Raw genomic sequence first — 15,456 nt, 5'->3', positions numbered from 1 at the left:
TTACCACTATAAAATTAGCCTCACCCCAACCCTCTCCACAGGAGAGGGAGCCGTTTGGAAAAGTATTGAAGGTTTGATGATTTTTAGGTGATAAAAGAAGCATAGCAAACAGGTTGATATAAATTTAACAGGTTTAATTTAAGGGTATAGAAAATGTAGATGCCGGCAGCGACACCTCGTTCACTAAATTTGCGCGTGTAAAAGGCTGCCAGGCATATAAAACGGCTTTTATTTTTTCTCCTACGGGCAAAACAAGGTGTACCGTATTTTTAATGATGCTTGCGTTTACCGGAATATGTATCCCTTTATCGTTAACCACTTCAAACCCAAACACAGGCTTTTGATTGCTTGTTGCCAATTGTTTTGCATGGTTAAAAGAAACGATGACCTCCCGTTGCTTCTGCTGTGCATTGATAACTTCAGGCCCGTTAGCTTCTATGTTTTGATAATAAGTATCGCGCAGCGCCAAACGTGCCAGGCGTTCACCTACTTCCTTTTTTCGGGTAGGATGAACGTTTAAGGAATCACCCAAATCTGAAATTACGGCCATGCCGGTATTTTGTATCTGGAGTTGCAGTTTGCGTTGCGAATCCCTGAAGTAAGGCCAGGATGGCCTGTCGATACTGCTTAACTGCACGAAATAAAACGGGAAGTTATATCCCCATTTTTGCCGCCAGCTATTAACTAAAGTGGTAAATAACCGCTCGTGCAATTCAACGTTCTGCGCATTGCTTTCCCCCTGATACCAGATCACTCCCTTAATTGGAAACTGTATGAGTGAATCGATACCGGCCTCGTAGTTGTAACACGGCCCGTAAGGATGCCGTTGTTTAGGATTGGCGGCATTTTTCAGGTTTACATCTGCCCGTTCCCTTGCCCACTGCTGTATAAAATCAGATCTGCGCCAGTTAGACAATTCATCTACCAGTAAATTATCCTGCTCCATCGTAAACCGGTCTATCCACGATTCTGTTGTTGAGCCGCCTACCGCAACTTCAATTAAGCCGATGGGTACTTTTTCTTCCTGTGAGATACTTTTGCCAAAATAGTAGCCGACAGCTGTAAAATCAGCTGCAGAAGCGGCCGTATTTCGCTGCCAGCTTCCTGAAAAGAATTTTAACTCATTTGTTTTAGCTAAGGTTACTGAATCCCAAGCCGAATTATCAGTTTCACTCAAGGAGTTCAGCTTGAACAATCTTAAAGAAGGGCTTTTGGATGCATTCTCTAATTCTGATTTTCCCGTCGCCGCATTTTTTAACGGGAAAGCCATGTTCGATTGCCCTGAACATAGCCATACATCTCCCATTAAAATATCAGTTAATAAAATGGACGCCTTTTTTGTCTGCACTTTTAGTTCATAAGGGCCGCCCGTAGGCATTGCCGGGAATAAAACTTTCCATTGCCCGTTTTGACCAGCGCTGACAACTAATTTTCGATGGTTAAAAGTAACTTCTACCTCATCGCCTGCGTTTGCACTGCCATATACAGGAATAGGTTTCAGCCGCTGCAAAACCATGTGGTTGTTAAAAACAGAAGGAAGTTTTAATCCGCCAAAATCACCGGTCACGCTCTGATAAACTGTTTTGGCGATAATGCCGGCGCCTTCTCCATTGGGATGCAAATTATCAGCGAACAGATCCGGCCGGTTGTGTAAAGGTATGTTGAGGTCAATGAGCTGCGCATGATTTGCTTTTGCAACTGATGAAATGCAAGCTTGTATCTGCCAATACCAATCCCGTGTACCCGATTTAAAACGCGGGTGCCCACTGAAAATAGGCGTCATCCGGCAAACATATAGCTTAACAGATGGATTTGCTTTTCTAAAAGTTTCCAGCAGTGTGGTATAATCAGCCTCAAAATCACCTTTGTAATCAGGCCAATCCCTGGGATCAGTGTCATTTAAACCCAAATGGATAATGGCAATATCAGGTTTGAAAGTAATCGCTTCTGTAAACTCTTTAGTTTTATAATAGGGATTATGCCCTTTTTTTAATAATGTAGCGCCGCTATGCCCAAAGTTTTTAACCTGATAAGCATTTCCCAGCATTTGCTGAAGTTGTGCAGGATAAGATTCCCCGGCGGGATTTTTTAAGCCATAACCATATGTTACCGAATTGCCAATGCAAGCTACCTTTACAGACTGTGCCGTAACCGATAGCTGCAGCAACATTGCAAAAAAAGCTATAATGGTCTTCTTTTTAAACATAGGAGTTAAAGTCTTTATTTAACAATGTCCTTTACAGGAATTCTCACAAAAAGAAGACTTCTTATTCCTTCATACAATATTCCCAAAGTGTTTTTATCTATTCTGGTAAGATCAGAATAACCATAGGATTTCCGTTCATCTAAGAACAACTGGTTATTCGGCTGCCAGGTCTCGCCCAGGTCCAAACTGGCCTTAATTGTTGTATGTTCCCTTGGGGCTTTAGAAGTATTGAGGTTACTGAAGAATAGCAGGTCCTTAGCTGATCCCTGAACATTTACGTTTGCTTTAATTAAACTTGCCATACAAACCGGATCAGGTAAAGCACTGCGGGAAGTGGCATGTTCGGTCCAGCTTTGGCCCATATCTTTAGTAGTGGCCACGCTCCTGAACCCTCCTCTGTTGTCTCTCATGTTTAGCATTAGGGTTCCGGGAGTGGTTTCAACCAGTTGGGCTTCGGTGGTGTTTGATTTTGCACCAATTCCGCTTTTCCAGCTTTTGCCATGATCGCCGCTGTATATCAGTGTAGAATAAGGCACTTTTTTTGCATCCCAATATTGGGCAGGGAAAACAATTTTGCCATCTTGCATAGCTATTCCATTTCCGGGCCCCTGAAAGAATATCTTCCATTCCGGATTTTTAACCTGAGCAGTAATACTGTAAGGTTTAGCCCAGGTTATGCCATCATCGGTACTGCTGGTAATAACAATTTGCCCGGTTTCGTCGGGTGTAAGGCCAGGGCCAGAGCCTGCAATTGAGTGGTTCCCTTTGCTCCATAAGGCAACAACCCATATCGTTCTGGTAACAGGATCGAACAATACCGAAGGATCGCCGGCGCCACTGTTGTCTTTAGGGCCGCCCATATCAATAATGTTTTTCATGGATTCCCAATTTTTACCGCCGTCTGTACTTCTGCTCATCCCTACATCAATATTGCCTGGCAGGTCTCTGTCATTATCATAACGGATGTCATAAACAGCAATCAATGTTCCTTTATCAGTGGTAACTATACCGGGAATACGGTAGGTATGTACATTTTCATCATAAGGCTTACGCAGCGCAATACCCAGGTACCGATCGGTTGTTTTTGGTTGCAAAACTTTGTAAACAAGCCCTTTCGAACCGATTAGCTGATCAGCTTTTATAGTGAGTTTATCATCAATATTGGCATCATCTTTTAAATTGACACTAAGCCATAAAATATGCCTGCCCGGGCTTAGTCTAATATTGAATCGGATATTGAATTTTTTTGATGATGGCACAGTACTTCCGAGCAATTTGTCAGTAGTAAATTCAGCGTTTTCATTGCCCAAATACAACTCCAGCCTGGAAACGTCTTTTATCGCCTCCGGATTGATGGTTCCTCCGAACTGTTGAAAATCCAGTTCCTTATTTCCCTGGGGAATATCAATTTCAATACGCAGGTACGGGTTGTTGTCTATCCTTTTAAAGATGGGGTTGACAGTAGGCACAGCTAAAACTTTTATGGCACCGGCGCTTTTATTATTGTAGATTTTAGGGGTACAGCCCGTAGTTGACAATAAAATCAGAAGTATTACAGTGCTGATATATCTTTTTAGTTTCATTTTGTTCTTCTATTTATACTGATCAGTTGGAATTAGGCAATCCTCTACATTAAGTGGTTATTGGGAGGATAAAAAAGCTCAATATGTTTAAATAGTTAAAATTCATTTTACACAATTGGCAATTGCCTGTTTAAATTTATTCAGAAAAACGCAATGCTTCTTTTATCGCCTAAAAAATGAGTACTGTTGATATAATGCCCCTTTAAAACGTAATGGCCAAAGGACCATGATTTTTACCCGATAAAAGAAGCATATAATCGTATTGAGCTAAATTTAGACAGAACCTGATATATTTTAAATTATGTTACCTAAGCTAAAAGAATGTTTTGCTTACGCATCTGCAAAATCATTCTGTTTCGGGTTTAAAAAATACAATTGAACGGCCAGGGCAACCAAAACAATTCCGGCTAACATGGCAAAATCTTTTCCCAAATGCCCGGCATCGCTGGATTTTCCTAACAGGTCGGTAATAAAAGCACCGAAGAACACACCCGTCATGTTCATGATCCCGTAAGCAGTTGCTCTGTATTTTGCAGAAACAAACTGACAGAGAATAGGCATATTGTTCGCATCAAATATGCCGTAACCCAGGCCAAAACAAAGGGCAGCGCCCATCACGTGGAAAAGTGTATGGCCAAAACCGATCAGCAGTAAGGAAGGTATGGTTAAGGCCAGGCCAATGGCGCTGGTGTAGATCCTTCCTTTAATATTTTTTTGGACCCACCTGTCGGATAAGATCCCCCCAAACAACACACCCAAAAACGAAGAAGCTGCAATGGTTATGGTGGATAATGGGCCTGCCTGGGACATGGGGATGTTTAAGTTTTGCGCAAAAAGTGTTGGCAGCCAGTTTTTGGTTGCCCAACCCGGTAAACTTGGAACGGCAAAGTAAAAAAGGATGATCCAGAAGGAGATATTGGTAAACAACAACGCCAATCCTTTGAACAATGGCGTTTTTTCTTTGACCAGAAACTGATCTGAAGATGTTGTTTCTACAGCGGCTTTTTTCTCTTTTAAAAGGGCGATCAGGATCAATGCGTATAAAATACCTACTATTCCAAAAGAATGAAAAGTGGCCTGCCAGGAAAATGATGCCGCTACGGTTGCACCAAAACCGCCCAAAGCCTGGCCCATATAAAGCCCCGTCATGTGGATGCCGATTGCAAGCGACCTGGTTTTAGAAGAATGATAATCAGCAATTAAAGACAGGCCGGCTGGAATATACAAGGCTTCGCTAACGCCCATAATGGCCCTTAACCAGTAGATCTGGTTAAAAGTGTTGGCAAAGCCCATGGCAAAAGTAACAGCAGACCAAACAAACAAACTAAAAACGATCAGCCACTTGCGGTTAAATTTATCGGCAATAACGCCGGAAACAGGGCTTACAAAACCGTATATCCACAGAAAAACGGCCATTAAATAACCAAAGTTCGTTGCCGATTTTAACTCTGCAATATCTATCTGCATGGCAGGCCTCATGGTTGCCAGCATTTGCCTGTCCATGTAATTTAACAAGGCCACGCCCCAAAGGAGGCCTACTACAATCCAGGGATAATTTTTTGAATATTTCATCATTTAAATTCCCCCCGAACCACATTTTCTGTACGTACGCCTGGTTTTATTTCCCCGCAGGGAATAAAAATATCATTTCCCCACTTTACGGCAGTAGTGGTAACCTGCCCGTAAAAAGGCAGTTCGCCGATCTTTTTCCAGGTGTCTGTCAGGGTATTGTACTGATACACATCCTTGCTAAATCCCTGGTGGTTGTTCAGCAGCTCCAGTTTTTCGTTTTGCAGCTTTTGCTTTTCTGTTTCATTTTGGGCCTTTTCTATCTTGGCGTTGTAGGTTTCGATCTGGTGAAATACATTTCCCTTATCGCCGCCAATTACGATGATATCAGCGTTTCCATGGGAAACTCCGGTAGCTGCAGACAGGTTGGTTATGTTTTCTCCATCGCCCACGCTTTTTAGCCGGAGCCATTTTTTCAAAGTAGGATCATAGCAAAAGGTGGTATTGTGCAGATCACTGATACCTGATGGCGTGCTGCTTCGTCCGCCAATCACATAAATACAGGAATGATTACCGTTCGATTGCGCTACGGCAACCGAGTGTGACATGGCCACGGGCAGGTCGGGCAAAGGCTGCCATTGCGGATGCACAGATGATAAATCGAGCAGGAAGCATTTGGCTGATGGCTTTCCGTTGCTTTCCCCTCCGATTAGGTAAATCGTTCTGCCGATATTTGCCATACAGGCATTAGCTACCGGAATGGGCAGGGAAGGCATTTCTTTAAACAACACTTCGTTTTTTGAGGCATCCCACTGCATCATAAAAACTTCCCTGCTGCTGTTTGCTTTGTCTGTTTCACCGCCGGCACAAACTACACCTTCTGGCAGGGTAACGCTTGCGCCATAAGCTACGTTTTGTTTGAGATGTGCTGGCTGAGGTTTAAGCCAGGAGAATTTGTTTTCTGCCTCTTTTTTCAATATATAAATATCATCCCGGTGGAGCTTTTTGCCTCCCTGCCAAGGTTTGGCACCATCTGCAAAGTTTGAACCGCCAGCAATTAACAATACATCGTTACTCACGCCGGTAAATACACCTGCCACACCTAATTGCTTTTGCATCCCGGCAACAACAGGCAGTTTTGCCACGGTAGCCCAGGTGATTTTGTTGTCTTTTGTATTGGTAACGGGATTACAGGAAACCAGGACCGTATAGATTGAAATCATTAGAAACGCTTTATTTTTCATTTTTGGAAGCTATTTGAATTTGTACCGGCTTATTTTTCATGCTTCTTTTAGGAGGTAAAAATATTGATCGGGACCATCTCTTCACAAAAACATTGATAAGGACATACCCCTAACCTCTCTCAAGAAGGGAAACCTGGCGCAGGCCTTTCTAAACGATAGAAAAGTAGCAAACTATGCTTCCCTTCTTGAGAAAGGTTAGGGGTGTGTTTGTAAATTAACCCGGTCAACCAGCACAAGCAAAAACCTATAATTATAGAAATATAAATCAAACATCAATTTTTATAGGGTAAAAGAAGCATGGCCAGCTGCTAATTTAAATAAGCTCTTTTATCAGGTCAGGTCATCCCCCTAACCCCCTTCAAAGGGGGGAAGCATGGCGACTACCTTTTCACCTTTCCACCCTTCACCTTTCCGCCTTTTACCTTTCCACCCTTGCCTCAGTCCGCGATTTAAAGCTTTCAAATCCCAGTTCCTGTACGTCTGCTTGAAAATTTTCAAATTGCTCGGCACTCATGTTAACAACCGGAAGCCTGAATTCGCCGCAATCGATGTCTACCAGTTTCATGTAGGCTTTACCGACAGAGATTCCGCCATATTTGCCTAATAAACGGATCATATCGATAGCTTTTTGCTGAAGCTGGCGGGCTTTTACCAGATCATTAGTATTGAAGGCTTCGATCAATTCATAATAAAGCGGCGCCGCATAATTAAATGTACTTCCAACCGCTCCCTTTGCACCCAGCACCAATGCCGAAAGCATGTTTTCATCGCGGCCCCAAAGCATATCGTATTTACCATTTTGAAAAGTCATACAGCTTTGAAAATCCATAAAATCCTCGTGCGTGTATTTTACCCCGGCAAAGTTGGGCAGTTTTCCGTCTATTTCTTTTAAAAGATCAAACATGGCATATCCCACACCGGTCAACACAGGAATATGATAGTAATAAAAAGGCATGTCGGGTACGGCGTTGGCCACTTCGATGCAGGCTTGGGCAAGCATTTTAACATTTGCCGGCTTAAAATAAAACGGGCCGGTAAAAGATACCGCATACAAGCCGATCTGCTGTGCATGTTTAGCCAGTTCTATACAATCGGTCAGACAAGTGCCGCCCAAAAAGGCCATCACTTTAAATTCCGGATCATGGTTGGAGCAGGCTGCCCAGGCTTCTGCAATTTTCTTTTTTTCGTTCATGCTTAGCGAAACGCCCTCGCCGGTTGAACCATTGATAAAAGCACCTGTAACCCCGTTCTGCTTTAAAAAAGAATAATAAGCCGGTATCTGTTCAACATGAAGTCCTCCTTCTTTATCAAAGGGACTAAAAGGGGCTGATAACAATCCCTGTAAATGTTCAAATTTCATGTATTAGCTATTTTAGTTGGAGGACATTTTACTTGTCCGAATTGATAATATGAAATGTATGTTTTATAAACCGTAATGCTTCTTTTACCCCTGTAAAATTAGCCTCAGCCCGGCCCTCTCCAGAGGAGAGGGAGCTGTCGGCTGTAAAAAAGCGAATGAAGCTTGATGATTTTTAGGTGATAAAAGAAGCATGAAGATAATTGACTTTTTTAAAAAATCTTTTGCTAAGTGAATCATCATTTAAAACTGGGCATATCCCGGGGTTTGCACCAACAACCTGTTATTGGTAAGTGAACCGCGGTCGATAGGCCATAACAGGGCATAGGCTTGTGAGGGCAGTAAAGTGGTATGTTCATAAACATAATTGTCGCCGGCCCTTCTCAGATCGTACCAGCGCTTGCCTTCAAAAACAAACTCATAAAAACGCTCCTGCAAAATGGCTTCCCGTGGGTTGGCATCGATGGGCTGGTTGGGGAAACCCAATGTAGCAGCGTTATAATTTGTACCGTAAGCCCTTGCCCGCACTAAATTGATCTCGGTTGAGGGGTCCTGGCCTAAAGCTACTTTCGCTTCTGCCATCATCAAAAGCAGGTCTGCATAACGGTAGATTGGAAAATCATTGGTGATCTGTCTTGTACCGGCATTTTGTTCGCCCTGGTACTTATCGGTAAAGCAGCCTGCAATTTTATAAGTACCGTTGCTTAATTTTGAATAGGCTGGCTGAATACTGGCCAAGGTACGGGTATCGGTACTTTTGAACTGCCGGAAGGTGGAGATTTTTACAGGCGCCCTTAGCAGACCGCCCCAATTATCAGTAGTAGCATTAAATTGCCGGTTGGCAAGAGAATCATAAAAATTGACGATCAAACTGGTTTGTGGAACAAAGCTGGTTTGTACAAAACCCATGGTGGCTTCGTTCAACTGGTAATGACTTACAAATATCATCTCATTGTTCCCTTTATTTGTTGAAGCAAACACATTGCTAAAAGAAGGCAACAATTGCAGCGACGGAACGTTGGTCTGGATATCTGTTAAAGCAGCTTTTGCTATGGTAACATCTGCTATGCCTCCGCTCCTGTTTCCGGTCCACAAGTAAACATCAGCCTTAAGCATTAGGGTTGCTGATTTTGACCAGTACCCTTTCAGGTTACGGAACGAATAATCAGGACCGAAACTGTTGATGGATTTGTCAATATCCGCTTTGATCAAAGCCATTACTGCATCAGCAGGGGAAGCAGCTTTTGCCAGGGAAGATATATCTAAAGTTGACCCTGATGTTGGATCTGTCTGAATGATAACTGAGCCCCAGGACCTATATAACTGATAATAGTAAAATGCCCTCATGCCATACGCTATTCCCAGGTAATAATTTTTATTGGCAGTCGTAACAACCGAAGTAGCATTTAATTTAGATATGAGCAGGTTAAGCTGATTGATGTTATAGTAAAATCCACCAAAACTACTTATACCTGGGTTATCCAGATTTAAATTTTGTGTCCATAAACGTTCCAGTCCCTGAGTGGCCTCTCCGGTAAAAGTACCATTGGTGCCTGGGTCAGTAGCAAAAATATCTGCACGCATTTCACCCAAAGTCTGGAAGGCTGAATTATTTGACCTGAACTGCGTGTGTACACCGGCAACAAAGGCGTCAAACTGATCTGCAGTCTGCCAGAAATTAGCATCTGACACACTGCTAACAGGTGCCAGGTCTAATTGCTTCCTGCATGAACTGGTTAATACCAGGATACATAATCCTGATAAAACTAAACTTATATATTTTTTCATGTAATGCTTAATTTAATAGTTAAAAAGATGCCTGGATACCAAATACAAAACTTTTTGGCGTTGGATAAGTCCCCTGATAGATCCCGTTAATTAACCCGGTACTTGGATCAATAGGAGCTTCTGGTGTTGGACCGCTGAATTTTTTCAGGTAAAACAAGTTCTCGCCGCTGACGTAGATCCTGGCCCCCGACAGGAATTTAGTTTTACCCAAAAGATTTTTGGGGAAATCATAAGACAAGGTAATTTCCCGGCAGGCCAGGTAATTGCCGCTTTCGTAAAAATTAGAGTTATTGCCATTTAAAGTAGCGGTGCCATTATTGCCCCGGGTATAGTTTTGCTTGGAGCCCACCACCTGATCAGCATAATACACTTTGGGTATATCTGTGACAGTGTTTGTTGGGGACCATGCCTGTTTAATCAGGTCGATATAATTAAACGTTCCCTGGTAATTACCTAAAGTACGGGCAACCAGGTCATTATAAATGGTATTACCGGTATTGTACTGGAAGCGGGTGTATAAAGAGAGGGCTTTATAGGCAACATTGATATTGAAACCGCCCTGCCATCTCGGGTTGATATTGCCTAAGTAAACCTGGTCCCTTGAGTCGATGGTATCATTTTTATCCACATCCAGCCAGTTCACATCACCTGGCGTAATATGGCCGCCTTTTCCTGCAGGCAAGTTTGGCCCGGTAATATTGGCTACATTATCAATCCGGTTACCTGCTACCGCTGCCACATCTGCTGCATCTTTAAAAATAGACACTTGTTTATAACCGTAGATCTGGCCCGGTTCCTGGCCTTCCTGCAAACCCCCAACATAAATCACCTGTCCGGATTTAGGGTCATAAACCTGCAAGCCGCCCTGCCTGTTATTAACATTTCCATTATAAGGCAGTTTCAAAACTTTGTTCCTTACATAAGATGCCGTTACACCTGCGCTTAAACGAAAGCCTTTAGGGTTATTGATGATATTGCCATTCAGTGTAAACTCAACCCCTCTGTTCTGTAAAGTACCTAAGTTGGTTTTTAAGGTAGAAAAGCCGGTGTAGCTTGGTAAAGATAAGTTAGTTAGCAGATCGCTGGTGATGCGGTTGTAATAATCAAATATCAAACTGATCCTGTCTTTAAAAAAGCCAATATCAGCACCTACATCTGTAGTCCTGCTTTTTTCCCAAACCAAATTATTGTTGGTTAAACCAGTGTTTAAGAAAGTTCCCAAACCATTATATAATGTCTGAGAACTATAAACGCCCTGCACATCATAATTGCCCAAACCGGCAATATTACCGTTTGTACCATAACTTACTCGTGGTTTCAAGGTAGATACCACTTTACTGATACCGGAATTTTCAAAGAAATTTTCTCTCACCACATCCCATCCGGCAGATATACCCGGGAAAAAACCTAACCTTTTCTGAAACGCTAATTGAGATACGCCGTCTTCCCTTAATACAAAATTGAAAAGATATTTCCGGTCATAATCATATCCTACCCGGGTAAAAGAGGATATAATACGGTTTTCTGATTGCGAACTTGTATTAGCACCCACATTAAATGTTGTTGAAGCATTTGCTGTCGGGATAGCGTCTGTAGGCGCATTAGTACCATCAACCTGAATAGTTAAAGCTGTCTGATCATAATATTCTGCACCAAGCAAGGCGGTGATATGATGCTTTCCAAAATCTTTGGTATAATTTAAAATGGCATCATAAGTTTGCTGGAAAGTTCTGTAATACTGGTTATACGATTCCCTGCTGGTACTAAATGATGGCACGGCAGCGAAAATTTGGGTATAAGTTTGGGTTGCCTGCTGGAAAGACTGGTTTACCGTTTGATACAAATAACCGCTACCGGATACACGCAGGTATAAGTCGGGGCGGATATCCCATTTAACTGCTGCATTAGCTGTTATCCTGTCAACCTCGTTGCTTCTTTTAAGCTTGTTCAGCCAATATAAAGGGTTACCATCCGTAACACCATTACCCGGGTTAGGCTGGGTATCTGCCGCATCCAGCCAGGGGTTAAAAGTTGGCCATAAAGCTAAATTACGATAGAGCGTATTTATTTCAGAACTACCTACTACGCCTAATTGGGACGAAGTGCTGAACGTGGCCCCGGAAGATACTTCGATGTTAGGTTTTACTTTATAAGAGCCATTGAGTGTTCCGGAGTAACGGTTGTAATTGGAACCGATAATTACACCGTCCTCATTATAATAATCCAGGCTGCTAAAATATCTGCCTTTATCATTGCCGCCGGTAGCGCTTAAATAATGGTCCTGCGTATGGGAGTTCCTGAATAGTAAGTTCTGGATCTGCTGGCCATGGTCTTTGTAGATGATTTTACTCCCCGGATTTGCCGGATCGTCGATATCCTGCCATCCCTGCTGTAAAAGTCCGATATTTGCTGGCGTTTCTGCCTTAATATCAAAAGAAGCTGCGTTAGCGGCATCCGTTAACAAGCCATAACCTCGGCTGGCGTTAATTTGGGCCAATGTCCTGCCGGAATTGATGTTGCCCAGCCGGTTATAATAAATAAAATCGCCGGCATCCAGGTAATGGTAATTATCCCTTTGCTTGTTATAGCCTTCGGTAAATTTATAGGAAATTTGAGAAACACCTGATTTGCCCTGCTTGGTCGTGATCAGGATAACGCCGTTATTGGCCCTTGCACCGTAAATAGCCGTTGCAGCAGCATCTTTTAAAACATCGATTGAAGCAATATCCTCCGACGGAATATCATTATATGATCTGATAATACCATCAACCACTACCAATGGAGCAGTTGAACTGCTGATAGAAGCGCCGCCACGCAAGGTAATTAACGGAGATGAACCCGGCGAACCGCTGGAATTAACCACCTGGACACCAGAAATAGTTCCCTGTAAAGCGCTGCCAATGTTTGCTCGCGGAGCAGTGGCCAGCACCTGGTTATCCAGCTTGGCAACAGCGCTGGTTACGGTACTGCGCGATTGCGTGCCGTAACCAACCACTACCACTTCGTTTAAAGTGTTGGAACTTTCTGCCAGGGCCACTTGAATATTGGTGGAACTTCCTACGGTTACCTGTTTGGTTACAAAACCGATCGAAGTAAAAACCAGCACATCCCCTTTGTCGGCTTTGACTTTAAAAGTGCCGTCCAAACCGGTTTGTGTGCCCCCTGGTTTTCCCTTCACCACCACAGAAACGGCCGGAAGGGTTTGTTTGTCTTTTTCTGCGGTAACCGTACCGGAAACCGTTCCCGTTTGGGCATGTAAAACGGTATAGAGCATTACCCCTATCACCGTTAACAAAGTTTTGAAGAAAGTAAATTTTAGGTTCATAATATAATTGGTGACTATTTAATTATGTCATACATAAAGCAATATTAAGAAAATAAGATTATTAAATGCAAGTAATTGCATTAATTTTTTTATGCTGAATATCAGTTGTTTAAGATTGCATTTGCAAAATGCAGTCGAAAATCTCAAAAAAGGGTTGTAAATGTGGATTACATTGAGATGATAATGTAAAAGCTTCTTTTTGTTACTGGCAAACCTGCCCTATATGCTTCTTTTAGGGGATGAAAATCAGGGGGTTATTCGAAGTTGAAAAGCTATCGGATAGCAAACTAATTTTACCCAGCTAAAAGAAGTATAGCTTTATTATATAGGAGTTGGAACTTTTCTTTTAGATAAGCAAATGCCTGTCTTTCTTTTCAAAAGATGCGTATTAGTATTAACGGCACTTACGGCAATCGAAGAGCTGTGCATTATGCTACAACGATGCTTTACAACTGACAAATGAGTATAGAAGATTGATCTAAAATTTGTAAATTAGTAGATTGAAAAGGCAAAAAGATACCGGACTTGACTTTGAGATTGACAAGCTGACAAATTCAATCGAAAATGTTTTAACTGGCGAGGTTTTCGATACAGAAATTTTTAGGCTTACGCATACAGATAGCAGGCAGATCAAAAAAGCAGATTGGCAGTTTGATTGGCACAAAGAACTTAAACATGAAAACAAGGAAGTTTTTAAGTTGACAACTATAAACAATCCTACAATCATTCAGGGACTTTTAAGCATTGAAGATAAAACAGACCACATATTTATGCACTTAATCGAAAGTTCAAAATTTAACAAAGGCAAAAATAAAGTTTATCTTGGCGTTCCTGGAAATTTGGTTGCTTACGCTTGTAAAGTATCTGTTAACAAAGGTTACGAGGGCTTTATTGCTTTTGATGCAAAAACAGCACTGATCAAACATTATGAACAATCACTTTTTGCAACACATTTTCGCGGAATAAGAATGTTTATTGAAACAAAGGCTGTTTTAAGGCTTATTTCACAATATTTTAAAAACTAAACTATGGGATTAATAAGAGAACCGATAGACGTTGACTTGTCAACCAAGTCTGAACCATGGTCAGAGCAAGATCTCTCAGATTTTCGAAAAATCATGCAAGGCATTAAAGCAAAAAATGCTAAGCGTAAAGACAAAGCTAGTTTACGAACAAACAAAAAATCGCAACATGTCTGATAAAGCACGAACAGCCACATAAGTTTGGCACAAAACTGGCTGATGGAATTAAACATCAACTTTTGTTTGCTATTTTGCTTTAGTTCCAGCTTGACAGATTAAAATTTAGCTGGTAAAAGAAGCATCAGCATTTGATTATAAATTTAACTTTGGTTTTGGCAAAAGTTTTTCAAATGCCAGTTCTTCGCAAAAGCCCTTGCCAATAGTTACTACAATCATGATTAGAAACTTCTAATCTGTACTTTTTTGATACTATCGCTTTTAATCAATATTATGAATGACTTTCATGAATATCATTATCCAATTTCATGATATTATTATATGTCTTTTTATAGTTCCCGCGCCTGATAATCAATTGCAAGAGCATACTAAAACCCATTAATGATGAAAGAGGCAAAAGTTTACCTGCATACAAGAATTGAAACAGGACTGAAGCAATGCCCAGAATAGCAAGAAGAATTATACAAATTGTCCCAAGCCTTGTAACTAAAAATGATGGAGAAAGAAAAATTCTTTCATTAAAAGTTTTGTCAGTATTATATCGGCTGATATATGAATAAAAGATACTGAAAATACTTTCTTCCTGTATTGCTTCATTTTCTGCCTTATTGTCTTTAAACACGTAATTCTTATTTACACCATCTTTCAGATAAATACTGATGGAAGTGTATTTATTGCTGCTGAAAGTACATTTGTAATATTTAATATCATCCCACCGGCAATTGAATTCATGCATTAAATCGCCCCTCTTCAAAGCATATTCTTTAATTAAAAACGACTGACTATTAAATTCCACAATAACATTTCTGGTAAATATTTTCCTAAATCTTTGTAAAAACATAAAAGGTACAATGCATAAAAAAGCATATCCAATAAATACAAAAGAACCGCCAACTTTAAAAATCAGAGCTATAAAGATTAACAGGGATGAAAGGAATATGAACATTGCAAATGCCCACAAAGTTGCTTTCCCACTCAAATATCTTTGGGTATTATATGTTTTTTCCAAGGAATGATTTATATTATTGGTTTCCTTTCTTTAGAATTTACAGCATGATAGACACGAACCAAGTCAATATTTTACTTTGGTTAAAAGTAATGTAATTCTTATAAATTAAAATAGAACTTCCGCAATAAAATTAGCAGAAGGCATATTATAAAATTGCTATAATAGAAAATCCAGACAATTTTTTTTTCATATGTAGTAATCATAAAAGATTTATCTACGCCTTCACCTGCCTTTTT

10 protein-coding genes are annotated in these 15,456 nt (G+C 41.1%); 2 read left to right on the top strand and 8 right to left on the bottom strand.

What is annotated here, in order from left to right; all coding sequences use genetic code 11:
- Positions 1 to 133: 133 nt before the first annotated feature.
- From GO621_RS02700 to GO621_RS02670, 7 genes are all read right to left on the bottom strand, one after another.
- Positions 134 to 2,206: a GDSL-type esterase/lipase family protein gene (locus tag GO621_RS02700; RefSeq protein WP_157563953.1), complete on the bottom strand. Its 2,073-nt coding sequence runs from the start codon at positions 2,204 to 2,206 to the stop codon at positions 134 to 136.
- 14 nt (positions 2,207 to 2,220) lie between these two features.
- On the bottom strand, positions 2,221 to 3,789 hold the full coding sequence (locus tag GO621_RS02695; protein ID WP_157563952.1) for a sialidase family protein: 1,569 nt from the start codon (positions 3,787 to 3,789) through the stop codon (positions 2,221 to 2,223).
- 330 nt (positions 3,790 to 4,119) lie between these two features.
- Positions 4,120 to 5,364 carry an MFS transporter gene (locus GO621_RS02690; protein WP_232335570.1) on the bottom strand — a complete coding sequence of 415 codons (1,245 nt, stop codon included), beginning with the start codon at positions 5,362 to 5,364 and terminating at the stop codon, positions 4,120 to 4,122.
- Positions 5,361 to 6,521 carry a Kelch repeat-containing protein gene (locus GO621_RS02685; protein WP_198170105.1) on the bottom strand — a complete coding sequence of 387 codons (1,161 nt, stop codon included), beginning with the start codon at positions 6,519 to 6,521 and terminating at the stop codon, positions 5,361 to 5,363. The genes GO621_RS02690 and GO621_RS02685 overlap by 4 nt, the downstream gene beginning before the upstream one ends.
- Before the next feature lie 439 nt (positions 6,522 to 6,960).
- Entirely contained in the window at positions 6,961 to 7,902 is a 942-nt protein-coding gene (locus GO621_RS02680; RefSeq protein WP_157563947.1) for a dihydrodipicolinate synthase family protein, read from the bottom strand.
- A 240-nt stretch (positions 7,903 to 8,142) separates the two neighbouring features.
- Positions 8,143 to 9,687: a SusD family outer membrane lipoprotein NanU gene (gene nanU / locus GO621_RS02675; RefSeq protein WP_157563945.1), complete on the bottom strand. Its 1,545-nt coding sequence runs from the start codon at positions 9,685 to 9,687 to the stop codon at positions 8,143 to 8,145.
- Between the two features lie 19 nt (positions 9,688 to 9,706).
- Entirely contained in the window at positions 9,707 to 13,012 is a 3,306-nt protein-coding gene (locus tag GO621_RS02670; RefSeq protein WP_157563943.1) for a SusC/RagA family TonB-linked outer membrane protein, read from the bottom strand.
- 500 nt (positions 13,013 to 13,512) lie between these two features.
- Between GO621_RS02670 and GO621_RS02665 the strand changes: the two genes are divergently transcribed.
- Positions 13,513 to 14,037: a hypothetical protein gene (locus GO621_RS02665; protein WP_157563940.1), complete on the top strand. Its 525-nt coding sequence runs from the start codon at positions 13,513 to 13,515 to the stop codon at positions 14,035 to 14,037.
- 3 nt (positions 14,038 to 14,040) lie between these two features.
- Positions 14,041 to 14,211, top strand: coding sequence for a hypothetical protein (locus GO621_RS02660; protein ID WP_157563938.1), 171 nt, complete (start codon positions 14,041 to 14,043; stop codon positions 14,209 to 14,211).
- Between the two features lie 271 nt (positions 14,212 to 14,482).
- Here GO621_RS02660 and GO621_RS02655 read toward each other — a convergent pair whose 3' ends face one another.
- A complete protein-coding gene (locus GO621_RS02655) occupies positions 14,483 to 15,052 on the bottom strand; it encodes a hypothetical protein (RefSeq protein WP_198170104.1) in 570 nt (189 codons plus the stop codon).
- Positions 15,053 to 15,456 lie beyond the last annotated feature (404 nt).

The sequence above is a fragment of the Mucilaginibacter arboris genome (assembly GCF_009754915.1).
Lineage (GTDB): Bacteria > Bacteroidota > Bacteroidia > Sphingobacteriales > Sphingobacteriaceae > Mucilaginibacter_A > Mucilaginibacter_A arboris.
This window is presented reverse-complemented; position numbering and strand designations above follow the sequence as displayed.